The organism is Chryseobacterium lactis (genome assembly GCF_003815875.1).
Taxonomy (GTDB): domain Bacteria; phylum Bacteroidota; class Bacteroidia; order Flavobacteriales; family Weeksellaceae; genus Chryseobacterium; species Chryseobacterium lactis.
Window position 1 is genome coordinate 3,818,441 of sequence record NZ_CP033924.1, and the last position, 26,125, is coordinate 3,844,565.

At 36.3% G+C, this 26,125-nt stretch carries 26 protein-coding genes and 1 tRNA gene; 21 read left to right on the top strand and 6 right to left on the bottom strand.

The window, feature by feature from the left end; all coding sequences use genetic code 11:
• The first annotated feature begins 121 nt into the window (after positions 1-121).
• Together EG342_RS16920 and EG342_RS16925 are read left to right on the top strand one after the other, a co-directional pair.
• The gene (locus EG342_RS16920; RefSeq protein WP_103292624.1) at positions 122-988 is read left to right on the top strand and encodes an SPFH domain-containing protein; all 867 of its coding nucleotides are present in this window, start codon (positions 122-124) and stop codon (positions 986-988) included.
• Positions 989-1,053: 65 nt separating this feature from the next.
• Complete coding sequence (locus EG342_RS16925) at positions 1,054-1,242, top strand: type II toxin-antitoxin system antitoxin (RefSeq protein WP_103250095.1); 189 nt, start codon at positions 1,054-1,056, stop codon at positions 1,240-1,242.
• A 78-nt stretch (positions 1,243-1,320) separates the two neighbouring features.
• Here the strand turns inward: EG342_RS16925 and EG342_RS25805 are convergent, their stop codons facing one another.
• Positions 1,321-1,470, bottom strand: a complete 150-nt coding sequence (locus EG342_RS25805) for an FAM210 family protein (protein ID WP_164465198.1) — start codon at positions 1,468-1,470, stop codon at positions 1,321-1,323.
• A 135-nt stretch (positions 1,471-1,605) separates the two neighbouring features.
• Between EG342_RS25805 and amaB the strand changes: the two genes are divergently transcribed.
• The 12 genes from amaB to EG342_RS16980 all read left to right on the top strand — a co-directional run bounded on the left by amaB (position 1,606) and on the right by EG342_RS16980 (position 13,908).
• Positions 1,606-3,156, top strand: coding sequence for an L-piperidine-6-carboxylate dehydrogenase (amaB, locus tag EG342_RS16930; protein WP_103292623.1), 1,551 nt, complete (start codon positions 1,606-1,608; stop codon positions 3,154-3,156).
• Between the two features lie 115 nt (positions 3,157-3,271).
• Entirely contained in the window at positions 3,272-4,597 is a 1,326-nt protein-coding gene (gene lat, locus EG342_RS16935) for an L-lysine 6-transaminase (RefSeq protein ID WP_103292622.1), read from the top strand.
• Positions 4,598-4,658: 61 nt separating this feature from the next.
• Positions 4,659-4,889, top strand: coding sequence for a DUF2007 domain-containing protein (locus EG342_RS16940; protein WP_103292621.1), 231 nt, complete (start codon positions 4,659-4,661; stop codon positions 4,887-4,889).
• 95 nt (positions 4,890-4,984) lie between these two features.
• Positions 4,985-5,497, top strand: coding sequence for a GNAT family N-acetyltransferase (locus tag EG342_RS16945; RefSeq protein ID WP_103292620.1), 513 nt, complete (start codon positions 4,985-4,987; stop codon positions 5,495-5,497).
• A 116-nt stretch (positions 5,498-5,613) separates the two neighbouring features.
• Positions 5,614-6,069 carry a transcriptional regulator gene (locus EG342_RS16950; protein WP_103292619.1) on the top strand — a complete coding sequence of 152 codons (456 nt, stop codon included), beginning with the start codon at positions 5,614-5,616 and terminating at the stop codon, positions 6,067-6,069.
• Between the two features lies 1 nt (position 6,070).
• Positions 6,071-7,258 carry an efflux RND transporter periplasmic adaptor subunit gene (locus tag EG342_RS16955; RefSeq protein WP_103292618.1) on the top strand — a complete coding sequence of 396 codons (1,188 nt, stop codon included), beginning with the start codon at positions 6,071-6,073 and terminating at the stop codon, positions 7,256-7,258.
• Positions 7,258-10,404, top strand: a complete 3,147-nt coding sequence (locus EG342_RS16960) for an efflux RND transporter permease subunit (RefSeq protein WP_103292617.1) — start codon at positions 7,258-7,260, stop codon at positions 10,402-10,404. The genes EG342_RS16955 and EG342_RS16960 overlap by 1 nt, the downstream gene beginning before the upstream one ends.
• Positions 10,405-10,495: 91 nt before the next feature.
• A complete protein-coding gene (locus tag EG342_RS16965; RefSeq protein WP_103292616.1) occupies positions 10,496-11,911 on the top strand; it encodes an efflux transporter outer membrane subunit in 1,416 nt (471 codons plus the stop codon).
• Positions 11,912-12,171: 260 nt separating this feature from the next.
• Complete coding sequence (locus tag EG342_RS16970; RefSeq protein WP_103292615.1) at positions 12,172-12,660, top strand: GNAT family N-acetyltransferase; 489 nt, start codon at positions 12,172-12,174, stop codon at positions 12,658-12,660.
• A 2-nt stretch (positions 12,661-12,662) separates the two neighbouring features.
• The gene (locus EG342_RS16975) at positions 12,663-13,142 is read left to right on the top strand and encodes a MarR family winged helix-turn-helix transcriptional regulator (RefSeq protein ID WP_103292614.1); all 480 of its coding nucleotides are present in this window, start codon (positions 12,663-12,665) and stop codon (positions 13,140-13,142) included.
• Positions 13,143-13,272: 130 nt separating this feature from the next.
• Positions 13,273-13,458, top strand: coding sequence for a bacteriocin-like protein (locus EG342_RS25785; protein ID WP_103292613.1), 186 nt, complete (start codon positions 13,273-13,275; stop codon positions 13,456-13,458).
• 99 nt (positions 13,459-13,557) lie between these two features.
• Positions 13,558-13,908, top strand: coding sequence for a hypothetical protein (locus EG342_RS16980; protein ID WP_103292612.1), 351 nt, complete (start codon positions 13,558-13,560; stop codon positions 13,906-13,908).
• A gap of 17 nt (positions 13,909-13,925) precedes the next feature.
• Here the strand turns inward: EG342_RS16980 and EG342_RS25360 are convergent, their stop codons facing one another.
• Positions 13,926-14,426 (bottom strand): hypothetical protein, encoded by a 501-nt coding sequence (locus EG342_RS25360; RefSeq protein ID WP_185146513.1) that lies wholly within the window; start codon positions 14,424-14,426, stop codon positions 13,926-13,928.
• Positions 14,427-14,693: 267 nt separating this feature from the next.
• Positions 14,694-17,303: a TonB-dependent receptor gene (locus tag EG342_RS16990; protein WP_103292611.1), complete on the bottom strand. Its 2,610-nt coding sequence runs from the start codon at positions 17,301-17,303 to the stop codon at positions 14,694-14,696.
• Positions 17,304-17,777: 474 nt separating this feature from the next.
• On the opposite strand from EG342_RS16990, the gene EG342_RS16995 reads away from it, so the two are divergent.
• The 3 genes from EG342_RS16995 (at position 17,778) to EG342_RS17005 (ending at position 20,518) form a co-directional block, all read left to right on the top strand.
• Positions 17,778-19,124, top strand: a complete 1,347-nt coding sequence (locus EG342_RS16995; RefSeq protein WP_103292610.1) for a hypothetical protein — start codon at positions 17,778-17,780, stop codon at positions 19,122-19,124.
• A 19-nt stretch (positions 19,125-19,143) separates the two neighbouring features.
• Positions 19,144-19,701 (top strand): DUF6705 family protein, encoded by a 558-nt coding sequence (locus EG342_RS17000; RefSeq protein WP_123868126.1) that lies wholly within the window; start codon positions 19,144-19,146, stop codon positions 19,699-19,701.
• A 244-nt stretch (positions 19,702-19,945) separates the two neighbouring features.
• On the top strand, positions 19,946-20,518 hold the full coding sequence (locus EG342_RS17005) for a hypothetical protein (protein WP_103292608.1): 573 nt from the start codon (positions 19,946-19,948) through the stop codon (positions 20,516-20,518).
• A 66-nt stretch (positions 20,519-20,584) separates the two neighbouring features.
• Here EG342_RS17005 and EG342_RS17010 read toward each other — a convergent pair whose 3' ends face one another.
• The gene (locus tag EG342_RS17010) at positions 20,585-21,352 is read right to left on the bottom strand and encodes a hypothetical protein (RefSeq protein ID WP_103292607.1); all 768 of its coding nucleotides are present in this window, start codon (positions 21,350-21,352) and stop codon (positions 20,585-20,587) included.
• 255 nt (positions 21,353-21,607) lie between these two features.
• Between EG342_RS17010 and EG342_RS17015 the strand changes: the two genes are divergently transcribed.
• The 3 genes from EG342_RS17015 to EG342_RS25385 all read left to right on the top strand — a co-directional run bounded on the left by EG342_RS17015 (position 21,608) and on the right by EG342_RS25385 (position 23,014).
• Positions 21,608-21,681, top strand: a tRNA-Ala gene (locus EG342_RS17015).
• Positions 21,682-21,972: 291 nt separating this feature from the next.
• The gene (locus EG342_RS17020) at positions 21,973-22,764 is read left to right on the top strand and encodes a hypothetical protein (RefSeq protein ID WP_123868127.1); all 792 of its coding nucleotides are present in this window, start codon (positions 21,973-21,975) and stop codon (positions 22,762-22,764) included.
• A 91-nt stretch (positions 22,765-22,855) separates the two neighbouring features.
• Positions 22,856-23,014, top strand: a complete 159-nt coding sequence (locus EG342_RS25385) for a bacteriocin-like protein (protein WP_164466664.1) — start codon at positions 22,856-22,858, stop codon at positions 23,012-23,014.
• Between the two features lie 226 nt (positions 23,015-23,240).
• Here the strand turns inward: EG342_RS25385 and EG342_RS17025 are convergent, their stop codons facing one another.
• Together EG342_RS17025 and EG342_RS17030 are read right to left on the bottom strand one after the other, a co-directional pair.
• Positions 23,241-24,089 carry a sialate O-acetylesterase gene (locus tag EG342_RS17025; RefSeq protein ID WP_103292605.1) on the bottom strand — a complete coding sequence of 283 codons (849 nt, stop codon included), beginning with the start codon at positions 24,087-24,089 and terminating at the stop codon, positions 23,241-23,243.
• Between the two features lie 3 nt (positions 24,090-24,092).
• The gene (locus EG342_RS17030) at positions 24,093-24,656 is read right to left on the bottom strand and encodes a TetR/AcrR family transcriptional regulator (protein WP_103292604.1); all 564 of its coding nucleotides are present in this window, start codon (positions 24,654-24,656) and stop codon (positions 24,093-24,095) included.
• Positions 24,657-24,869: 213 nt separating this feature from the next.
• Between EG342_RS17030 and EG342_RS17035 the strand changes: the two genes are divergently transcribed.
• Positions 24,870-25,700 carry a glycosyltransferase family 2 protein gene (locus EG342_RS17035; RefSeq protein ID WP_103292603.1) on the top strand — a complete coding sequence of 277 codons (831 nt, stop codon included), beginning with the start codon at positions 24,870-24,872 and terminating at the stop codon, positions 25,698-25,700.
• Positions 25,701-26,125: the final 425 nt, after the last annotated feature.

The following is a 26,125-nucleotide window of genomic DNA, read 5'->3' on the forward strand; positions in this document are numbered from 1 at the left end:
CACAATCGCATACCTCATACCCTAAATATTGCCCCTCAAAAAAACAAAATTTTTTATCCACAATTCAAAATTTATTGCGATCTTTATGATATCAAAATAATATCAAATTAAAAATTCAATCATGGAAAAAACATTAAAACCCATGTCGGGTTATATTACGTTAGTGATCTGCCTTGCATTATTTGTTGCATCGGTGTATTTCTTTATTTCCGGAGTAGATCAGAGTATAGTGTACGTTATTATCGCAATGCTTTGCTTTCTGCTTTCGTGTTTCTTTTTAAAAGGCTTAATGATTATTCAACCTAATCATTCAAGAGTATTAAACTTCTTTGGAAAATATGTCGGATCGGTAAAAGAGAACGGATTGTTTTTTATCAATCCTCTTTATTCATCACAGAAAATATCATTGCGTTCTGAAAACTTACAGGGACAGACGCTGAAAGTAAATGATAAAATGGGAAATCCCATTGAAATTGCCGTTGTGATTGTATGGAAAGTAGGAGATACTTATAAGGCAGCATTTGATGTTGAAAGGTATTCAGATTTTGTAAAAATGCAGAGTGAAGCAGCAGTGCGTCATCTGGCGATGAGTTTTCCTTACGACAATCTGGAGGATGATCATGCACCAATCACTTTGAGAGAAGGAGGGGACAAGATCAATTCTATTTTGGAGCAGGAACTTACAGACCGTCTTTCGAAAGCCGGAATTGTGATTCAGGAAGCAAGAATATCTCACTTAGCCTATGCTTCGGAAATTGCAGGAGCAATGCTTCAGAGACAGCAGGCGACTGCGATTGTTGCTGCCAGAACTAAGATTGTAGAAGGAGCTGTAGGAATGGTAGATTTGGCGTTGAAAAAGCTTTCGGAAGATAATATCGTTGAACTTGATGACGAGAGAAAAGCAGCAATGGTCAGCAATTTAATGGTGGTTCTTTGTGGTGAAAAAGCAGCTACACCCATATTAAATGCAGGAACTCTGTATAATTAACAGCAAATAGTATAAAGTAAGAGTCTTGAAATAGTAATCGGCTCTTGTGTTAAAAAAACAAGAAAATGAAATCAGAAAAAGCTCAGAACTCTTCCGAAAACAAAAGCAAAAAATCTTTTGTGATAAGAATAGATGAGTCTACTTATAAACTCCTTGAAAAGTGGGCAAATGATGAATTCAGGAGTGTGAATGGGCAGATTGAATATCTGCTGCATCAAAGTCTGGTCAATTCGGGAAGAAAGAAAAAAGAATAATAATTTCGGTAAAAACTGTAAAAAACGGGACAAATTAACCTAATACAAAAAGAAAAGCAGAGAATAATCTCTGCTTTTTTATTTCATGCAACTTTGAAGCGTATCGGCTCCAAAGTAGAATATGACAAGCCAAATCAATCCTTTGATGGTAAAGAAAGCTAATCCCGCCCATCCAACACGCTTGAACCATTTTTTAAGCTTTGAGTTATTTTCTTGTGAATTTTCCATTGGTGAATATCAAAAAGATTACCCTGCAAAGATAAGCATGTTTATAATTAGTCCAAATAAAAAACAACGTAAAAATTTAAGTTTTGAGGTTCGCATAATATTTTTATCTTTAGAGAGAACGAAAAGTAAGATTTTATGTCAAAAAAAGTAAAGGATTTCGGAATCGAAAAATCACTCAAAAACCTAGGTATTAAAGATGAGAATAAAGGCACTTCTGTAGGCGGAAAATATTTCGCCTCCGGGAAGACCATAGAAAGTATCTCACCTGTAGACGGGAAATTGATTGCTAAAGTAAAAACTTCCGGAGAAAGTGATTATGACAAAGTAATTGAAACTGCTCAAAAGGCATTTCAGGAATTCAGACTGATCCCGGCTCCCAAGAGAGGAGAGATTGTAAGACAATTGGGATTAAAACTAAGAGAATATAAAGACGATCTGGGGAAACTTGTTTCTTATGAAATGGGTAAATCCTTACAGGAAGGACTTGGTGAAGTACAGGAAATGATTGATATCTGTGATTTCGCAGTAGGTCTTTCCAGACAACTTCAGGGATATACGATGCATTCTGAAAGACCTGGTCACAGAATGTACGAGCAATATCATCCGCTTGGGGTGGTGGGAATCATTACAGCATTCAACTTTCCGGTGGCTGTGTGGTCCTGGAATACAGCATTAGCATGGATTTGTGGTAATGTTACCATCTGGAAACCATCAGAAAAAACACCACTTTGTGCTATCGCATGTCAAAATATCATGATGGAGGTCATTAAGGAAAATAACCTTCCTGAAGGCGTTTCAAGTGTTTTGGTATCGGATCATGAAATCGGACAGAAACTGGTTGATGATAAAAGAGTAGCCTTAGTATCTTTCACCGGTTCTACAAGAGTGGGAAGAATGGTTTCTTCTAAAGTAGCTGAAAGATTCGGAAAATCTATTCTTGAATTAGGAGGAAATAACGCTATTATCATTACCAAAGAAGCAGATATTGATATGTCAATTATCGGAGCTGTTTTCGGAGCCGTAGGAACTGCAGGGCAAAGATGTACTTCAACAAGAAGATTGATCATCCACGAAAGTGTATATAATGAAGTAAAAACAAGACTGACAAAAGCTTATGGGCAGCTGAAAATCGGGAATCCATTGGATGAAAACAACCACGTAGGTCCACTGATTGATACTGACGCTGTAAACCAATACGAAGAAGCGATCAAGAAATGTAAAAAAGAAGGAGGTAAATTCGCTGTTGAAGGCGGAGTTTTAACCGGAAAAGATTACGAATCAGGTTGCTACGTAAAACCATGTGTTGCAGAAGTGAAAAACTCGTACGAAATTGTTCAGCACGAAACCTTTGCCCCGATTTTATATTTAATCAAATACAAAACATTAGAAGAGGCAATTGCCATTCAGAATGATGTTCCTCAGGGACTTTCTTCTGCAATCATGACGCAAAATCTTAGAGAAGCAGAATTATTCCTTTCTCATTCAGGTTCAGACTGTGGTATTGCTAACGTTAATATTGGAACTTCAGGAGCTGAAATCGGAGGTGCATTCGGAGGTGAAAAAGAAACCGGAGGCGGAAGAGAATCAGGATCTGACGCCTGGAAGTACTATATGAGAAGACAAACTAATACTATAAATTATACCGCACAACTTCCTTTAGCACAAGGGATTAAATTTGATTTATAAAAGCTTTACTTGAAGCACTCAAAAAAACAAAAAACAAAAATTAATAACCGAATGATGAAGAGATTCATCAAGGATCATTTCATCATTCACTTATTAAATCACACATCAATTTATTATGGAACAGACATTAGATATAAAAGCAAATAAAGTAAAAGAAACAGTAGGAAAACACGTTTTGGCAGACGGTTTTGATTTTGTGATGGATATTGAGAAATCACACGGATCATGGCTTTACGACAAATTGACAGACAGAGAGTATCTGGATATGTTCTCTATGTTTGCTTCAGCTTCCGTTGGATACAATCATCCGTATCTTGTAGAAAGATCGGAATGGCTGGGGAGAATGGCTGTAAACAAACCTACCTTAGCTGATGTTTATTCGGAGGAATATGCTCACTTTTTGGAAGTTTTCGAAAGAGTGGTTATTCCTGAAGAATTACAATATGCTTTCTTTATCGAAGGTGGAACTTTAGGAGTGGAGAATGCCATGAAAGCATGCTTCGACTGGAAGACCCGCAAAAATTTTGAAAAAGGACTTCAGACTGAAGCTGGAATCTGTATTCATTTCAAACAAGCTTTCCACGGAAGAAGTGGTTATACTTTAAGTTTAACCAATACTTCAGATCCAAGAAAGTATCAATATTTCCCAATGTTCAATTGGCCAAGGATTTTAAATCCGAAATTGACATTCCCGATCACAGAAGAAAACCTGGAAGAAACCATCAAAAACGAAAATCTTGCTTTAATTCAGATCGAAGAAGCTATTTTGATGAATCCGGATAAAGTGGCTTGTATCATCATCGAGCCTATCCAGGCTGAAGGAGGTGACAACCATTTCAGAGATGAATTCTTATTGGGATTAAGAAGAATCTGTGACACCAACGAAATCTTACTTATTTTTGACGAAGTTCAGACAGGGATCGCTATTACAGGAAAAATGTGGGCATTCCAGCACTTTACAGCCAAACCGGATATTATTTCTTTCGGTAAAAAAGCTCAGGTTTGCGGAGTCTTAGCCAATAAAGAAAAATTTGACCAGGTTCCTAACAATGTTTTCAGAGAAAGCTCAAGAATTAACTCTACTTTCGGAGGAAACTTTATTGATATGCTTCGTTTTCAGCTAGTGATGGAAGTGATTGAAAACGAAAACCTTGTTGAGAATGCAAGAGTCGTTGGAAATTTCCTGTTAGACAGTTTGAAAGCACTTGCTGAAAAATATCCGGAGAAAATTTCTAATGCCAGAGGAAGAGGATTGATGTGTGCCGTTGATCTGCCATCTGCAGCCCAGAGAAATCATCTGATGAACGAACTATTCAATGATGGTTTGATCATTCTTCCGTGTGGTGATCAGTCTTTACGATTCAGACCACACCTGAATGTAACACAGGAAGAAATCCAATTGGCACTGGATAAAATTGAAAATAATATTAATAAAATTTAAATCCAAAGATTTGTAATTTACAAAAAAACATTGTACATTTAGATACTCAAACAATTAGAATATGGAAAGAAGTACGAGAGTGTCTGTTTATGAAAGTGACAACCCTTCAGAAATTCAGTTGGTTAAGTCTAAATTGGATGATGCACAAATTACAAACTCAGTTGAAAATGGTTATCTTACATTTACTACAACACCGACTGCTACGTCGTTGAAATTAATGGTGGATTTAGATAATGAAAAGAAGGCATTCGAAATAATTGATGCTTTCCTTCAACAAAATGAAAAACAATAAAACAATTTCATAATTTTAAATTTTACTACTTCGAACCGAAAATTAATACAAATTAATTTTCGGTTTTTTAATTAATCATACGATCATTAAACAATATGAATCCAGAAATTAAACTAAGAAAAGCGGAAATTGAAGACCGGGACATTATTTGGAAAATCATCCAGCAGTCTATTGAAAGAAGAAAACAGGATGGCAGCACGCAATGGCAAAACGGATATCCTAACCAGGATACCGTGGAAAGTGATATTACAAAAGGATTCGCATATGTTTTGACGGTAGACGGAGAAATTGCTGTATACGCAGCACTCATACTTAATGACGAACCGGCTTACAGTTCTATTGAAGGAGCATGGCTCAGTGACGGAGAATTTGTTGTGGTTCACAGAATCGCCATCGATGAAAAATTTGCAGGACAGGGGATGACCAAAAAGCTTTTTGATCATATTGAAGATTTTACCAGATCTCACGGAATTCAGAGTGTAAAAGTAGACACCAACTATGATAATATTGCCATGCTGAAGATCCTTGAAAGCAAAGGATATTCTTATTGTGGAGAGGTTCTTTTAAAAGACGGAATGAGGAAAGCTTTTGAAAAGATTATAATTTAGGCAAAAAGTTAAATCCATTTCCATTGAATTTTTAAAACAGCCTGTATTTATAATCTCTATCGGGTTTGTTCGTTTAGTTCTGAACTAATTTCTACTTTTGCTCAAATTTTTATATTATGCACCAAAGTATAGAAATTGATGAAAAAATTTTTCAGGATGCCGTAAAATTCTATGGCACCGTGTTCAGCTTACCCCCTTTAGCTTCAAAAATTTATTCCTACCTTCTTTTTGATTATGAGAAAGTAGGAATTACTTTTGACGAGTTTGTTGAAGTGCTCTCTGCGAGCAAAAGCTCTGTTTCTACAAGCATTTCATTACTGTTGAATGCACAGCTTATCGTAGACCACAACAAAATGGATGAGCGGAAACGATATTTTTTTATCAATGACGAATACAAGAAAATTCGATTCGAAAAAATTGTCCAGAAGATGCAGGACGAACTAAAACTACTAGATGATTTTAACAATTTTAAAAAAAGTAACGACGATGGATATAACGAAAGAATAGAAAATTACAAAGCACTCTTAAACAAAAACATACAAAATATTCAGGAATCTCTTAATAAACTATAAAATGAATAATAAGCTAGTTATACTTTCTATTGCAGCGTTTTCTTTGACAGCCTGCAAAAAAGAAGCTCCGAAACAAGATGGTGCCAAGCCGTATCCTGTTGTTTCTGTGGAGGCAAAAAATATAGTGGGTTATCAGACGTTTCCGGCTACCATTCAGGGTAGAGTAAACAATGATGTACGCGCCAAAATACAGGGATACATCACCCAGGTATTGGTAGATGAAGGACAATATGTTTCCAAAGGGCAACCTTTATTCCGTTTGGAGACTAATATCTTAACCGAAAATGCTGCGGCATCCAAAGCAGGAATCGGTGCTGCTCAATCCAGTATTGCAGCGGCTCAGGCTTCTGTAAATGCAGCTCAGGTTGAAGTGAATAAACTAAAACCTCTGGTTCAGAAAAACATTATCAGTAACGTTCAGTTGCAAACTGCTCAAGCTCAGCTGGCTCAAGCTCAGGCCCAGTTACAACAGGCCAATGCTGCTAAAAGACAGGCGGAAGCCAATTATAAAGGAGTAGAAGCCAATATCGAATATTCCATCATTCGAGCTCCTATTTCAGGGGTGATCGGAAGACTTCCGCTAAAAGTCGGAAGTTTGGTAGGACCGTCTGACCAGACACCTCTGACGACGATTTCCGATACTTCCCAGATCTTTGCTTACTTCGCAATGAATGAAAAAGATTATTTTGATTTCCTTGAAAAATCTCCGGGCGCTTCTATGCCTGAGAAAATTAAAAACTTACCGATGGTTGAGCTTCAGCTGGCTAATGGAAGTCTTTATCCTGAAAAGGGGAAAATCGAAGCAATTACCGGTCAGATTGATCCTACAACAGGTACGATTCAGTTCAGAGTGGCGTTCTCCAATGCTCAGAAATTATTGAGTAACGGTAACAGTGGAACCATCAGATTCCCTCAACGATACGATAATGTTCTTGTAGTTCCTGAAAGTGCTACTTATGAACAACAAGGTATTGTTTACGTATACAAAATAGAAAAAGGAGATACTGCGAGAAATGTTGTAGTGAACGTTATCGACAGAATCGACAATCTGGCGCTTATAAAATCAGGAGTTGATAAAGGGGAAAGAGTTGTTGCAGCAGGTATCGGAGGTCTGAAACCTGGAACAGCAGTAAAACCGAAACCAATCAAAATGGATAGTCTTGTTCAATCAATAAAACCGAAATTCTAATGATAAAAAACTTTATTAACAGACCGGTTTTATCTACCGTAATCTCAATTTTGATTGTGATTCTCGGTGTGCTAGGGCTGATCTCGTTACCGGTTACACAGTATCCGGATATTGCGCCGCCTACGGTGAGTGTTTCTGCAAACTATACAGGAGCCAATGCTGAGACGGTGATGAAAAGTGTTGTAGTACCTTTGGAAGAACAGATCAACGGGGTGGAAGGAATGGATTATATTACTTCCAGTGCCGGAAATGACGGTTCTGCCCAGATCCAGGTTTTCTTCAAACAGGGAATTGACCCTGATATTGCAGCGGTAAACGTGCAAAACCGTGTGGCCAGAGCGACACCACTTTTGCCTTCCGAAGTAACGAGATCAGGAGTTGTGACTCAGAAACAGCAGACAAGTGCCCTGATGTATATGTCTTTCTATTCTGAAAACAAAGATCTTGATGACGTATACCTTCAGAACTTTTTGAATATCAATATTATTCCAAACCTTAAAAGGGTAAATGGTGTAGGGGATGCCAACGTTTTCGGAGGTAAAAACTACTCCATGAGAATCTGGCTTGACCCTGCAAAAATGGCTGCTTACAGCGTAACTCCTACCGATGTTACCAATGCAATCAACGAGCAGAGTAGAGAAGCTGCGGCCGGTTCTATTGGCCAGAACAGTGGAAGTTCTTTTGAATATATCATCAAATATGTAGGTAAATTCAACGATAAGGAACAGTACGATAATATTATCATTAAATCTCTTGCAAACGGACAAAACCTGATGCTGAAAGACGTTGCTAAAGTAGAACTGGCAGGTCAGTCGTATACAGGAATCGGGGAAAACGGAAACAGCCCTTCCATCAGTATGGGGATCTTTCAGACTCCGGGTTCCAATGCACAGGAGATTATCAAAAATATCAAAACCTATCTGAAATCTGCAGAAAGTACTTTCCCTAAAGGAATTAAATATACTTTTAACTTTGATACCAACGAATTCCTTGATGCCTCTATTGAAAAGGTAGTACATACCTTGATTGAAGCATTTATTCTGGTATTTATTGTGGTGTATATCTTCCTTCAGGATTTCAGATCTACCCTGATTCCGGCGATTGCGGTTCCGGTATCTATTGTAGGGGCGTTCTTCTTTCTGAATCTCTTCGGATATTCATTAAACCTGTTAACCCTGTTTGCATTGGTACTTGCCATCGGTATTGTGGTGGATGACGCTATTGTCGTCGTCGAGGCTGTTCATGCGAAGATGGAGCACGGTATTTCTGATGCTAAAAAAGCAACGGTAGAAGCAATGGATGAGATTACAGGAGCTATTATTTCTATTACTTTGGTAATGGCGGCGGTATTTATTCCCGTGACGTTTATTACCGGTCCTACAGGGGTATTCTACCAACAGTTTGGGATTACGCTGATCATAGCCATCATCATTTCTGCTATTAATGCATTAACGTTGAGTCCGGTTTTATGTTCATTATTCTTAAAACCCCACGCAGAGCATCATAAAGAGTATAAGAGCTTAAATATAATGCAGAAGTTTTTTTATAAGTTTAATATTGCTTTTAAAACAACAACTGAACGTTACGGAAGAGGATTTGTATTCCTGTTAAGACATAAATGGGTAACCCTTGTTATTTTCGCTGTTACCGGAGGTATCTTATTCTGGGCGAGCAGCACTATGAAGAAAGGATTTGTACCTACAGAAGACAGAGGGATTATCTTTACAGATGTTCAGCTTCCTCCGGGAGCTTCCATGGAAAGAACGTATAACGCCTTGAAGACCCTTCAGGCTAAAGCACTGAAAGTTCCGGGAGTACAGAATGTAACAATTTCTACAGGTAGAGGATTCTTATCAGGAAACGGAAGTAACAACGGTCTTGCGTTTATTAAACTGAAACCGTTCGATGAAAGAAAAAAAGACGGCCAGACTTCTGAAGATATCACCAAAAGATTATTCGGAATTGTAGGAGCCGTTCCTGATGCCAAAGTAGTATTCTTTCAACCGCCAAGTGTACCGGGATTTGGTAACAGTGCAGGTTTTGAAATGGTATTGCTGGACAAATCAGGTGGAGAATATGCTGACCTGGATAATAAAACCAATGAATTCATCGGCAAACTTATGCAGAGACCGGAAATTCAATTTGCCCAGACTTCGTTCAATACAAAATATCCTCAGTATCAGATGGAGATTAATGTTCCTCTGAGCAAGCAGCTTGGGGTTTCTGTAAGTGATATTCTGGCAACCATGCAAGGGTATATTGGGGGTATTTATACCGCTGACTTTACCAAGTATGGGAAGCAGTTCAGAGTAATGGTTCAGGCACTTCCTGAAAACAGAAAAAATATAGAAAACCTAAATGAACTTTACGTAAAAACAGGTTCAGGGATTATGTCTCCGATTTCACAGTTTGTAACCTTGAAAAAAGCATATGGACCACAATCTGTAAGCCGTTATAACCTGTTTACTTCCGTGAAGGTGACAGGAGCAAACTCTGACGGATATAGTTCCGGAGATGCCATTGCCGCGGTACAACAGGTGGCCAATGAAACGCTGAATCAAAACTACGCAGTAGAATTTACAGGGTTGACAAGGGAAGAATTGAATTCAGGATCTCAGACCCTTCTGATTTTCGGACTAAGTTTGATCTTCGTTTACTTTATCCTTTCTGCACAGTATGAAAGTTATATCCTTCCGCTGATCGTTGTTATCTCTCTTCCTCTTGGGGTAATGGGAGCTTATTTCGGCCAGAAGATTATGGGCTTGGAAAATAATATTTATTTCCAGATTGCCCTGATCATGCTTGTGGGACTACTGGCAAAAAATGCGATTCTTATCGTCGAATTTGCTGTTCAGAGAAGGCATCATGGCGAAACGATTGTAATGTCAGCCATCAATGCAGCTAAAGCGAGAGTAAGACCGATTCTAATGACATCGTTTGCCTTTATCTTCGGTTTATTACCGTTAGTTCTGGCAAGTGGAATTGGTGCCGTAGGTAACAGATCTATTGCAACCGGAGCAGCTATCGGACTATTGATAGGAACTATTTTAGGACTTTTCGTAATTCCGGTTTTGTATGTCATCTTTGAAACATTGCAGGAAAAGATCAAACCTATTAAGAAAGAAGAGATCAACTTAGCAGAATAAAATTAAGGTTTAAGAAATCAGGAGTTAGCAATTGGAAATCAATCTGAAAACTAACTTCTAATTTCTAAACTCTAACTTCTAATTAACAAAAATGAAGAGTTTATTAAACATCATAAAAGGAATAACTTTCTCTGCTTTCATCCTTGGAGCCATTACATCCTGTATGGCCAGAAAAGAATATGAAAGACCAAAGAATGTTGTTGACGAAAAGCTTTACCGTACTGATATGCTTCCTTCAGACAGTACAAGTATCGCGAATATCTCCTGGAAAGAAATTTTCAGAGACCCAATACTTCAGGGACATATTTCGAAGGCACTGGAAAACAACCTTGATATCAGAATTGCCCTGGAAAGTATTAATTCTGCAGAAGCTTATCTGAAGCAAAGCAAAGCCGCTTATCAACCGACTCTTTCGATCGGACCCAATTATACCTTCCAGACACAGTCGATCAATACACAGTTTGGACAAATCATCGGTTCAAGAAGATATGTAAACCAGTTTGATATTACAGCCAGCCTTGGTTGGGAAGCTGATATCTGGGGGAAATTGAAAGCACAGGAAAAGGCGCAGATTGCCACCTATCTGGGAACAGTTGCGGCACATAAAGCGGTAAAAAGCAGCCTGGTTTCATCCATTGCTTCTGCCTATTATCAGTTGTTGACTTTCGATGCACAGAAAAAGATCATTTCGGAAACGATTGCGGTTCGTGAGAAGAATTTAGAAACAACAAAGGCTTTAAAAATTTCGGGGACTGTTACAGAAGTAGCGGTACAGCAAAGTGAGGCACTTGTTTTTAATGCCAAATCTTTATTGATCGATATCGACACTCAAATACAATTGCTTGAAAATACAATGAGTCTTTTGATGGGAGAACCCTCTCATACGATTGAGAGATCTACTTTGGAAAGTCAGAATCTTCCGATTGATTTAAAACTGGGCTATCCAACTCAATTATTGGCTAACCGTCCGGATGTAATGAGAGCAGAGTACACATTGATGAATGCTTTTGAATTGACGAAGGCAGCGAAAGCTCAATTTTATCCTACCCTTAAGATTACAGGATCTGGAGGTGTTCAGTCGGTAGATATTGACCATTTATTCAGTGTGAATTCATTGTTTGCGAACGTGGTGGCAGGACTGGCTCAGCCAATTTTGAATAAAAGAGCGATCAAAACCAACTATGATGTAAGTCTTGCCAATCAGGAAACTGCTTATCTGAATTTCAGAAAGACGGTACTTACAGCTGGGAAAGAAGTATCTGATGCCATCAGAGTTTTTTCGGTGCAGGATTCTTTTATTGATTTAAAACAAAAGGAACTGGATGCCTATAAAAAATCTGTTGATTATTCGCAGGAATTGGTGAACTATGGTATGGCCAATTATCTTGAAGTATTGAATGCAAGTGTCAATTCATTAAACGCAGAACTTAATATTTCTAATGCACGATACAGTAAAATGAAAGCAGCTGTTGAGCTTTATCAGGCTCTCGGTGGTGGCTGGAAATAGAAATATTTTGCAATATAATAATAAAAACGTGTGTCAATTTTGACATGCGTTTTTTTGTTGGAAGTTGTACGGCTAAAATATGGATCCCTGATATATTTTATCTTAGTTATCCTCAAATTTATTACTGGCGAATGTTTAGGGACAAATAGAACTTCCAGTATTTTTCTTCCGGCTTCCAACCTTTTAATATATGTTAAAAATAAAATTTCCTTTGGATATATGTATTCAACTACGTAGTTTTGTACTTTAAAATAAAATGTATGGAACTGAAGATTCAACCAATAGGAAATTCATATTCAGAGCAGGCGATTGATTTGATTCTGAATATACAGCAGAAGGAATTTAATATTCCCATTACAATAGACGACCAGCCGGATCTGATGCAGATCGAAGGTTTTTATAAGGAAGCAGGCGGCAACTTTTGGGGCGCTTTTGTAGGAGGTGAGTTGGTAGGCTCTATCGCATTGATAAAATTTGATGAAAGGGCAGGAGCCATCAGAAAAATGTTTGTTAAAAAAGAATTCAGAGGAAAAGAGTGGAATATTGCACAGGAGTTATTGGAAGTTTTGATCTCTTTTTGCCGTGAAAATGAAATTGATGATCTGTATTTAGGAACGATAACGGTACTGAAAGCAGCCCAGCGCTTTTATGAAAGGAATTATTTTACCAAAATCGAAAAGGTCAATCTTCCTGAAAAATTTCCTTTAATGAGCGCCGACGATATCTTTTACCATTTAAAAATAGATTAATTATGAATGTCATTAACGAAGCAGGAATTCTTGCCATTTCGACCAGATTGCATCGTCTCAGTGAGCAATTGAGAAAGGATGGAGCAATGATCTACAAAGCATTTGGGATTGATTTTGAACTTAAATGGTTTCCTGTTATTTTCACCATTTATCAGAAAGAAGTAGCCAGTGTTGTTGAAATAGCCAATGAAATAGGGTATACCCATCCATCTACGATAACCCTGCTTAAGGAACTTGAAAAACAAGAATTGATACAGTGGGAGAAGGATAAGCAGGATGAACGCAAAAGGTTATTCAAGCTAACAATGAAAGGTCGGGAACTTATTGGTAAAATGAAACCGGTCTGGGAGCTCATGTCACAGATATTGGGCGACATTGCTGATAATGAAAATAACCTTTTAAAGGCCATTGACGAAGCTGAAGACAAACTTGCCAATCAATCTTTTTATCAAAGAGCATTGCAGGTGAAGAATTCAAAATAAGAAACTAATCGGATGGAGGTACTTGTATATTTTACTCGCATTCATCAGATATACAGAATATTTTTTTATGTTAAATCACAATGGGAAGATTTGTTATTATATTTGTGGCCTAATAAATAAAAATTATACTATGAAAAATTTCAAAAAGATCTCAAGAGAGCAGTTAAAACAAGTTGCAGGAGGAGGACCTTCGGGCCCGGGTGTAGGAAACTGTCGAGTTGGATACATTTATCTTTGTAAAGCAGAAGGGATTTGTGATGATGACAAGACAGAATGTGTTTGTCTTTGCGTACCAGCAAATCAAATCCCAGGATAAAATAAAAAAAATGCCCCAAAAAGTTAGATACTTTTTAGGGGTATTTTTTTTATTTTGCTACTTGCCCAAGATGATTTATTTAATTTTTAAAGAATCTAGATGAGCTACAATATCCAACTATTTAGAATTGAAACTAAAGAAAAGGAACAAAGATTAAATCTTGAAAATTTTTTTGAAAATGATGAAAATCTCGTTCCATTTACAGACCAACAATTGAAAGAGTTGAAGGAAATACTTTTACAATACGGATACGATTTGACAATGGAAAACCAAAATGGATTTCATTTTAACCATCAGGATGAAGATTTTGGAATGGTATTACTGACATCTAATGGCCTTTATTTTAATACCAGCTGGAATAGAAATTCAATTTTTGAAACGGGTATGGTAGCTTCGGAATTTACAGATACCGGAGAATTTTCCAAATATGATCCTCAGAATAATGGATGAGAGGAGACATAGTAAAATTATTCACAAATTATATTTACAGGTTTCGTGAAGGAATCGATATTTTTTAAGTACAATTTTTCTTCCTCAGTTAATGTACTAATTCCAAGTCCTATATCTTCCCTTGCTTCTCCGTTTTTGCGTGTAAGAGCAAACTCAATGGCTTCAATTTTAGGTTTTTTATTAATTCCAAGCAAAGTCAGATCTATTTGTTGCCCTTCTTTGATTTCTCCTTTTATCATTTCTCCCAGGAGAAAGAATTTTCTTCCTGTAATTTGTAAAACACTTTTGATCTTAAATTCAGCAACTACTAAATGATGCCAGCTATATCCGCAATATCTGCATTGTTTTGCATATGGAGTACGGGCAAGTTTGTTGCATTTCGGGCAGTTGTTAAAAAACACCTTTTCAGGAGTTTCAGTCATTATCCGCGTTACAATGTTTTGTTCAAAGATCTCATAACCATTTTCCAATAGATTTGTAATTTCAGGATCAGAACTTATCCAGCCTCTATCTATCATTATCTTTCTGAATTGTGGATTTTCATTACTCTTGAAAGAAGAAATTTGATGTTTTAGGGCTAACTTTTCATGTTTCGTTATTAATTCACTGAAATAGTTGATAATATAATTCGTCGTTTCCTGATCCATATCCAATTGAAAAGAGTTAAATGATTTTGATTATTTTTCTTGTCTAATGTATTATTTATTTCTTTAAAATAATCATATAATAAAAGAACCCGCCAATTCTGGCGGGTTCAATTGATTTATTATTGAAATAATATTGTATTAGAATTTCAAAGTCGCTGCAACAGACCAGGTTCTTCCAAAACCTAAGAATCCTGTATTTCCATCAGCTACGCCCTGATAAACTCTGCCAGCTTCCTGGTAGGTTCTTCCGGCATCCGGGCCACTGGCGATCTTGTCACCGGCGAAGATATTCGAGCTTAATTCAGAAATATAATATTTGTTGAATAAGTTGTATACGTTGGCTCTTAGGGTTAAAGATCTTTTCTGATCAATCGCAAATTTATAAGAAGCACCTACATCGAATAAGTTATAACTTGGCAATTTTACGATACCTCTTTCTCTATCTGCAGCTGTTAAGAAGTTGATAGGATTGAACTGAGCGTATAGCTTGTCATAATATTCCCAGTTGGCATCAATACTGAAAGCTTTGGTAATACTATAATCAATTCCAAGACTTGCTGTAGTTTGTGCAGCATCTCCAACCTTAAGGTCTTTGATGTTGATCATTCCGGTTGCTCCCGATACCTCCTGATTGCTTTGAACATCAAGAATGTTGAAGTTTGCATTTCCTTTATACTTCCAGTTTCCTAAAGATAACATTCCTCTCAATCTCAGGTTGGCAAAAGGTCTTGCCTTTGCTTCCAATTCGATTCCCTGGTGTACTTGTCCAACATTCAGTGCGTTGTAGAAATAAGCATTTCCAAGGCTTAACTGAGAGAATTTTGCAACATCCGCAGCCGTAGCATTGAATGTTCTTGAAATAAACCTGTCATCCCACTGCGTTCTGTATGCATTGATGTTCACATCGATATAACGGGATTTGAAACCATACCCTAATTCGATAGAGAAGATTCTTTCATTCTTCGCATCATTGTAGATGTTTTGGTTAGAAGGGAATAATGCATTGAATAGCGGCTGTCTTGAAATCACTCCCGTATTGAAAAATACGTTATGATGCTCATCAATATTATAGTTGGCACCTCCTTTTACAATATAACCCGTTTTATGATACCATTTGGTTTCCTGATTTCCAGGAGTATACAACATATAATCTTTTCTCTTATAATATTGCTCAGAAACCGATCCCTGAACGGATGCACTTAATTTTTCAGTACTATATTCAATCATTCCGTAAACACCGGCCCATTTTACCAAACCTTCGTTATAGATTGATACTTTCTGAGCATTATTAAGCTTAGTAAGAGGTTCCGGCTTTACAGTACGGTCAATATAATATCCTTTTGGAGAATTTGCCGTATTGGGAACAAATAATGCATCTGATCCCAACATATCGGTAACGATGTCATACAAAGCTCCTTTATAAGTTTTAAGATCGATACCTCCGTTAAAGGTCCAGTTATTTTTTTTGTAATTAAGATCAGCAATCACTCCGTACCAGTCATGAGCATTGATACTCTGTTTTCTTACGATACCATTGGTTCCGTTGAGAGTTGCTACATACTTTCCGTTGTAATCAGCAGGGGAGCCTGCAGGCGCGATAAAGGTTCCTTTCTGGAAATTATTCCCATTATAGTCCGTTACCATACCTCCCTGGTTATAACGGTAAATCATATCCCAGTTGATGGTGCCGTCTCCTCCCTGACCATAATTCATGAAATTCATGGTTTGTCCGTTAGCATTTTTAATGGAACCGTTAAGTCCGGTACCACCACCACCACGTCCCCATGAACCGTACACTACCGTGGATAATTTTAGATTATCATTGATCGTCCAGTCCCAGTTTAATGATGCAATTGGCTTATGGTAGAAGTTAGGTGCTAAATTGAATTGAGAACCATTCAGCATTCCGGTTTGAGGATTGTATCTTCTTCCGTAGGTATCAAGTTGGCGTAGGGTTGCTACATTTGCTCCGGTTGCAGAAGATCTTCTTGTGTCGTGTACCTGTGGTGCTCCGGTTGCAATTAAATTGAACGCGTGTTTTTCATTAGGCTTAAATCCTGTAGAGAAAAACCATGAATATCCTTCTCCCTTAGTTCCGTTGATGTAACCGTCACCTTGCCAGCGGGAAAGCAATACGGTTGTTGCCCACTTGTTTTTTAACCCTGAAGAGTACATCGCAGATAGTCTGGAGTAGTTGTCGTTACCAACTTCTGCTTTTACCATTGCTTTTTGCTCAGAATCGGTAGCTTTGGTCGTAATATTGATAGTTCCACCCACAGACGGAACTACAAATTTAGATGCTCCCAAACCTCTCTGGATCTGAATAGAGCTTGCAATGTCTGCTAACCCCGTCCAGTTGGACCAGTAAACGGTACCTCCCTGCATGTCGTTAACCGGTTGCCCGTTGATGATAACAGCAATGTTAGCACCATCAAAACCTCTCATGTTGATTCTGCTGTCTCCGAATCCACCACCTACTTTGGTAACGTAAACGGATGGAGTAGACTTCATAATTTCAGGAAATTCTCTGTTTCCTAATTTCTCCTGGATTTCAGCTGCCTTAATGGTGGAAACTGCTACAGGTGTCTTTCGTTCTTTGGCGGTTTGAGAAAGGTTTCTTCCCACTAACATCACCTCATCAATGGATTTAGATTTTTCTAACGAATCCTTCGTACTCTGCCCGTAATACAAGGCGGCCGTTGGTAATACAAGCGCTATAAGAAGGCGCTTTTTCAAAATAATGCTCATGAAATAAACTAGCGTTTTTGAGTTTAAGGCTGCAAAGATGGATATTTATTTTTGAATTGAGTATTAAATCTTGATTACGGGATTTGATGAAGGGTGAATTATAGACGTAATTATTCATTGTTTTAGTCGCCTCGAATGGTTCATAAACTTTCATTTACAGTTTATTATGTAAAATGAATTGGCCTAAAAAGTTTATTTTAAAAAAATATAATCTTCAATAAAAAAATCCTGCAAATTGTAAGATTGCAGGATTTATAGAATTCTGGTGTATTTTACCATCCATTGGAGAATATGAACCCCAACAACTCCCTTAGTAGTATTGTCATTATTACTGTAAATCACCAAAGACTTTGTAATGCTTGTTAAAGGTACCGAGCGAAGTGTGCTCACTACTTCATTGTAAAATATGGGGAAAGCCCCATGTTGGTGAATTAAAAGTTTTTTTTATATTAGCAACCAAAATAATAACAATAAATGAGAAAAAAAATTATTCTAAAGCTATTTCTCTTAATAGCAATTACAACTTCAATGTACTCCTGTATCCATGATGATATATCTGCTAAAACTAATGAAAAGCAAAACCAAGAATACACCTCCAAAAGTCTTTGGAAAGAAGATGAAAAGTATATCAAAAATGTAAAAGCTATTTTTGATAAGTACGCCGACAAAAGTTACTTTACAACAAACTTTGGAACTGTATACTGGGATTACGGACTTACAATGGGAACTTTTGATGAAAGCTTCTTGGAAGCTCCTGTTATTAAGGATGGCAAGGTAAACTTTATTCTTGTGGCATATAGAGAGGGAGACAGAGTTTTTTTTAAGAGAAAGGAAGATAGAGATTCCAATCAATTTTTTAATATTCTGGTTTTTAAAGACAGAAAAGAATTAAAAGGAAAAGTTGTAGACAATGCTTCTCAAAACAGCAAAGGGCAATTATGTTATACTGTAGAAGTCACATGGACATGGACTAATGATGATGGAAGTGCTGGAGAAAGCTTTTCCTACAATAATACAATATGCAAAAGTTCAGGTCCTTACTTACCTTGCCTAAGTGTAGAAGTAAATAATAATTGTGGTGGTTCTACTGCAGGAGGCCCTCCTGGAAGTGGTTCTGGAGGTAGTGGAGGTTATCCATATACTCCTGATTTTAAAGAATTTACAGATAATTGCGCAAAAGTTAAGGCTTTAAGAAATAATGCAACGTTTAAAAGTAATGTTATAAATTTAGAAGGAAAAACAGGACTAAAAGGAGAAACGGGCTATGTCCAAAGAGCTGACGGAAGTTACACTTATAAAGATACAGCAGGGCAAAGTGAAACCTCAAACACCTTATCTCTTCCAAGACCCGATTTGCCTGAGAATAAAAACATAATGGCTTATCTCCATACTCATGTTAATGATCATACGTATACAGACACTGATGGAACGGAAATAACAAGAACAGGAATAAAAATGTTTTCTCCAGCGGATATAGCATATTTCATGGACATGCTTAGAAATGCTCAGGAAGCAGGAAGACCATTGTCTGATGTATATGCAGTAATGGTAACGAGTTCTGGCAATTATCAGATTCGGTTTACAGGAAACCAGTATCAGCTTAAAAATTTCACTTCTGATCAAATTAAAAATTTCACTAAAGATTTCCCTACATTTATCGAAAAATATTCAGGTGATTTAGAAACTGGATTTTTGAATTTTATTAGTGAAAAAATGAATGTTAAAGCAACGAATCTTTACAAGATGGATTCCAATGGCACAAATTATGAAATAAAATTAACTCCTGAAAAAGCTAAAGTAACTACTGGATGCCCAGGTTAATAATTAAAAAATAAAAAATATGAAAAATATATTAAGTATTATTTGCTTTGCAATTTTCACGTCTTGTATAGGACAGACTGTTTCACTTGAAACAATGGCTCAGTGTCAGCCAGGAAACTGCCCTGTTGCAACTTACGTAAAGGATGTCAATAATTTATTGAACAAATATGTAGGAACATGGAAAGGCTCACTTGAAGGTAAAAATTATGAGTTCAATTTTATTAAAAAAGAGAACTTTGGTTTTGAAGACAGTTTAAAAAAAGACAGGTTGATTGGAAGATTAAAGATTACTAATTCTAATGGAATAGTAGAATATGATAGCTTCAATAAGCAAGATAATGAAACAGATTTTTTTGGACACAATTTTCAGCCAAATTTAAAAGCGTATATGGTGCGTTTTGCTGGAGGAAAGTTAGGGTGTATAGATTATGGATACGTATATTTAATAATAAAACCAGAGACTCCGAATAATATGGGTGTGCTATTTTTACCTGACAATGATATTGCTACACAGGATTGCAGTAATTTTAAAACAACCATCCCAACTGAAAAGCGCATAAATGTAGTGAAACAATAACTTCAAACTGAATTATAAGCTGTTTTTTAATAAAAGATAAAATGATTGGTTCTACCGTAATATCAAAATGGTAAAGCCAATCATTTTAGTTTACTTGCATGTGAGCATCTTACATATATCAATAGTGATGATTCAATAAATAATTTTTGGAGTAAGAAAGTGATGGCACCGTTAAAATTATAAGTTTAAATGGTAATAACCAACCAATTTTAACAACTTTTCATAAAAATTACAATATTCGTATATGAAAATAATAAATATTAAAACAGTAATTCTTTTTAGTCTTTTTACAAGCTTTTTATCTTGTAAAGCACAGATATTACCCTTGAATACAGGCTTGAATGACACTCCTGCAAACGCATATAAAAAAGACTTAAGCAATGAATTGCCGTCATATGAAGGAGTTTACAAAGCGGCTTTTAATGGAAAAGAAATTATATTATATGTTACAAAGATTGAAAATGTATTACAAAAAAGTTCACGAAAAAATTACTATTCAGATGTTTTAGATATTCAATATATAGTTAAAAGCCCTTCGGGAACCATATTTCAAGATACAAAAAATAATAGTAATTCTCAAAATAAACTTTACAGTATTAAAACAAGACCTGATATAAATTCTATTATTTTCTTTTATAGTGGTACAAATTGCCGTGTAGGTTGGGGAGAAGTTGTTTTAAAGAAAATTAACTCTACACAAATCTCATGGGAATATCGACCTAATGATATTATTCTTGATAATAGTAAATGTCCTCCAAGTACAGATATTAATATTTACCTACCTGAAACAAAAGATTTGATTTTTACTAAACAGTAATCTCAACTAGGTATAAATATAAAATGATTGGTTCTATCGCAAACAGGTAAAGCCAATCATTACAACTTATGAATACCAAAGAGTAAAGTCTTTTATTGTCGCTGATCCTGGAGGGCCTACCCAGATTCTGGAAACATTTTCTGGCTGTTTCGAATCATAAAGTACAGTCGCCATATCTCCTGTCTTTGGTAGATCTTGACGTTTCCACTGTCCAGTTTTCTGAACCCAGCGATCCACACCATTCATATCCGTGAATTTTACAGTAATTGTTCCTATAAGACCACTGGAGTTAGGTTCTATTTCCGGAATATCTGTAATGACTGCAGCGACTATTTTTCCTTCTTTTATCATACGGGTAAGAAGAACATACTTTGCAGATCGACGCATTCTCATTAATATACCAGTTAACAAGAGTAATCCGGCAATAATGCTTAAGATCGATGGAATAAGCCATAATGATCCCATTGCTGGCAATGATAGCGCACCCCACCAGGCACCAATGGCAAGTCCCATGAAAAGAACAGCACCCGGGCCAATACCAGGAGATGAAAGCAGTTTTCCGGTAAATCTACGGCTAGATCCAAAATGTACAAAGAGACCAAAAATGATAAATGGTAACCCTGCAACCATCCCAAAAATTGCTAAGGGAGGTTCATTTGAATTTGCCATATCCTGTTCTAAAAAACCAAATATAGAGCGGGCTATCAATATACCGCCCAATAAGATCATAGCCTGACCAATCAAAATACCTAATAATGCAGTCTTACTTCCCTGCTGTCGAGCTATTTGTTGTTTTCGTCTTTCTATAGGATCTGTTGTATTAGTATCTTTCATCCAATAAAATAAGTTTTCATAATTGCTTTACTAAGAACCTGTTCAAAGGTTCATCTTTTCAAATGTAGGATAATTTAATTTAAAGAACAAAGAGGAGGAATCAAATCTAATTGTAAATCTAAATCTACCTTACAAACACTGTTGTCATCTAGGTTTTTTCTGAATATGTCCTTTATTTATGTCCTTGTCAAATAAAATTCAACAAAATATTTGCACATATCATTTAATTACTTACTTTTGTACCGCTTCAAAAAAGGGGGATTGGCGCAGTTGGCTAGCGCGTTTGACTGGCAGTCAAAAGGTCACGGGTTCGAATCCCGTATTCTCCACTGAGTGTAATTGAAGAAGTCTTCAAAATGCACTAAAATTACATTAATCCTGCGAAATTCAATTTTTGCAGGATTTTTTTGAACCAGGAAATACCAACGGACTATTCTTAATAATCCTCAATTCTGTAACCTTTCCGTTTGCTAAAATTATAATTATCGGATGGAGAATGTCCTGTCAGTTCAAATTTTCTCATGTTGATATACTGTTTGCTTGGTACTTTTGGCTAGTAAAGAATTATATATTTGTCTGAAAATCTTTCATATCTTTTAAAAATCAAATCATCTTTTAAAATGGAAAATCATAAAAATAGGATTGCTTATTCTAAGGAGAATAATGATTGGTCTCTGCTGCTGTATTTAAAAAGACAACGTAGATATCTTAATAAAAAAGCGCTATTTCTTTGCACACTTTTGTTTGCGGGTTTTATGTATGGACAAAATGCAACTATTGGACAGTTTGCAATCTGGAAACCCAAAAACGGAGAATCAGAAAATTTTGAAAAGGGATATAAACAACATCTCAATTGGCATAAAGTAAATAAAGACCAATGGGGTTGGTATGGTTGGTTTTTTATTTCAGGACCTAGATACGGACAATTTGTAGATGCTACCTTCGACCATATCTGGGCTGATTTCGATACAGCTGTAAAGCCTGCTGATGACATGGCAGACAATAAACTTAATGTTTTCCCATTTGGTGATGTACAGACAATTTTTAAAGTAGAAAATGTTCCCAAAGCTAGCAGTATAGATACTTTTGCTTTGAAAACAAAACTAATAAAATTGGTCACCTTAACAGTTGATAATGTTGAGCAATCTATAAGGGTAAGTGAAAAACTAAAAGACTATTATGTTTCCAGAAAAATCAAGTTTTACAAGACTTATAAAGTAGTTGATGGAGGTTCTGTCAATCAAATTATTCTTATGCTAGGTTTTGATAGTTGGAATGATTATTCTTTAAGTGAAAACCTTCATGAAAAAATTACGGAATATCAACAGATGTTAAAAATAAAAACAATAAGTGCCGTGGAATCTGAAACAATGATCTACCGTCCCGATATGAGCTGGTTTCCTAATTCTTAAACCGGTAAATATTATAATTAATTTTTTTATGTTAAATCCTCAATTGTAGAGTATTTATTATATTTATTGCTTAATAAATTAAAATTATACCATGAAAAATTTCAAAAAAGTTTCAAGAGAAAGTTTAAAAGCAATTAAAGGAGGAATAGCCTTCTGTAAAGCTGGATACATGTACGTTTGTGAAGACATAAGTGCATGTGATCCGGAAATAGGCGTACCATGCTCTTGCAGATGTATTCCAATCGTTTAAGATAAAAACAGGAGGCTGTCTCAAAAGTGTCATTCTGAATGAAATGAAATGTAGTGAAGAATCTTAAATAATAGATAAACAATAAGATTCTTCCTTCGTCAGAAATCGCAGATTCGGCGTAGCCAATGACAAAAGCTAAATTATTTGACTTTTGAGACAGCTTCTTTTTATTGGTCATTCAAACCTAATTTGCAGAAAAGCATCAGGTATTAATCTGGAAAATATTTTATTCACCACTCATCATTCCCAGTTCGGCCAGATAATCTTTAGCTTCAATATTCCCAACGGCAAATTCATGCTCCAGCAATTTTATTTTTTCATTTTTGGTATAAGGACGATTATAGATTGTTGCCAATATCTTGTCTTCATCAACGAGAGGATCGGGAAGAGAGGCCAAATTACGGAAAGCCTGATAATATCTTACTCCCAGCAATCTTTGTGACAGAGCATTAAAATGAATACCATCAGCATTTGCACTAAGTCCTTTTGCCGTAACAAAATAAGCGTTTTCATTAGTCTGTGCAAAGTCTTGCAATGCCTGATTTATCAAAGGGTAAGAGGCGAAGTACTGCCCGAAGATTCCGTTTGCCAAGAAGTCTCCCAAACCACCGATCATAAGAGGAACTTCCTGAATATTTAGTTCTTTGCGTAACGTCTCAATAATTATAGAAAATTTTTTAGAGTATTGCTCAGCTTTTTCCGGAGAGCAGTCACTTTCACCCTGATGCCACAAAATCCCCATAATCTTACTCGTTCGCTGTGCAAGTTTGGCCTGTGATATGGCATTTTCAAATAAAGCTCCGCCAACAGCCCAATCATCAAGGCTGGTTCCACCATCGGCACAAGGAATCAATCCTATCTCATCTTGCTCATTATCGAGTCTCCATGAAGCCGCAAACGAAGCGGCAAGCCCTACGCCGGCACTGGGACGATCAAAATTGATAGGTTCGGAAATGATTTGCCATAATCCGTTTCTCTGCATTTTTATATGTTCATCATAGATAGGCGGAACTTCTTTAGCATAGCCACGACCGGCCATATTGGACTGACCTATCATTAAAAAGGAATGTATCATTTTTTATTTGTTTAATTGTATGCCAATGCTTCTGCTGAAGGAATGCCAGGCTAATTTTTTTATTTCATTTGGGGCAATATCTCCGGATCTGAACGCCGTGATGGTTGCCGTGATCACACTGGTAAAAAGAATTTTTATCCATGGTAATGGAAACTGATCATCTATGACTTTTTCTTTTTGTAACTCCTGAATAGCATCAAATAATTGGTTTCTTAAATTGAAATAAGTAGCGCTTTCCTCGCTTTCATAAGTTGTTGGCTGGGATTCAATGTCAGTTAGTTTAATTAGGAAAGCATACTTTGTTCCACTGTCGATTCCGGCGTATAATAAATGCTCCAGTTGTACCAAAGGGTCTTTGGAACTTTTACAGGCTGCAATGGCTGCAAGCTCCCAAGCCCTCAGCATATTTGTACTGCAGGCTTCCAACAATTCATTTCGATTTTTAAAATAACGGTGTAATGTCCGTCGGTTAATATCACAGCGTACTGCAATGTCTTCAAATGTTGCCGCAAAATTCTCATTTAAAACTGATATCGCGGTATCGATAATTTTTTGCTGAGTATTCATAAATTTTTCATTGACGCAAAATTACGACAAATGTCTCAATATTGAGACATTTATTTTTTATTCTTTAAACCTTAAAAAATCAACATCCTTAACCTCAATGTAATTCCCTTATAAAAAATGAAATCATTGAGATAATTTGGATAAGTGCTTGTTTGAAGGCCTATTGTAAGTTTACCGTATCAATATGCTTTTAACCTTTAGATTCAAAATCATATGAAATTTTCAATTCTGATTGCCAATTATAATAACGGGAAATATTTTAGAGAATGCTACGACTCATTAATTGATCAGACGTATCAAAATTGGGAAGTCATTATTGTAGATGACGGCTCGACTGACGATTCTTTGGTAGTTATCCATGCGCTGACTCAGGGAGATTCAAGATTTAAAATATATAGTAACGAGGTTAATAAAGGCTGCGGATATACGAAAAAATCATGTGTAGAATATGCATCCGGTGATATCTGTGGTTTTGTTGATCCTGATGATGCTTTGCATCGTCAGGCGTTAGAGCTTTCCATTAAGGCATTTGAGGATAACAGCAAGATTGTGGCAGCTTATTCAAAGTTTATGATGTGTGATGAGCTTTTGAACCCCTTGTATATTTTCAGAAATACTAAGCAGATTTATAACAACAGATATTTTTTTAATTGTCTTACTGAGGTGACTCACTTTTTTACTTTTAAAAGAGAGGTATATTTAAAAACTTCAGGGATCAATCCTCATTTGGTGAATGCTGTTGATCAGGATCTTTATCTGAAAATATTTGAGTTTGGTAATGCTGTGTTTATTGACAAAGTATTATACCTCTACAGAATACACGCCAATGGAATATCACAGAAAGATTCCAAGCAAAGTGCAAAAGATTCTTTTTCAAAAGTGATTTTAGAAACAATGCATCGACGCGGTATTAAAAAGATATTTACCAAAAGAATACCCGATCAATATACTAATTCTGATGAGGTATATGCACTCGTTAAACATCAGGGTAGTGTTTTTTATAGGACAGGCATTAAATTATTATCCATAATATGGCCTGTTTAGCACATATCGATTATGCGTTGGCATTAAAAGGTTAATTATGAAAATTGAAAGAAAGGCAAGATTGGGTTCATTTATTGATAAGAAACTTAAGGAGTGACAAAGTCGCTGATAAACTATATGATTATACGTTTGCTTATAAAGAATCAATGAAGTTGATTCCATCTTTGCCTCCTTTAAAGTATAGCATCATATAGTAGAAATCTTCGTGAAATCTAAACTGGATGGGTTTAAACAATATTCTGACCCTCAATTTTTGTGCTTAATCCACAAAATGGCTTTTCCATGAAACCTGAATAGAACAAAAAAGCCCTCCGGAATTTCCGGAAGACTCAACGTAATTCTAATTCAGACAAATAGTAAAATTATGCCTGTGCCTTAACCGTCATCTATCGATTGGACAACGTAATTTTTATAGTTTACTAATA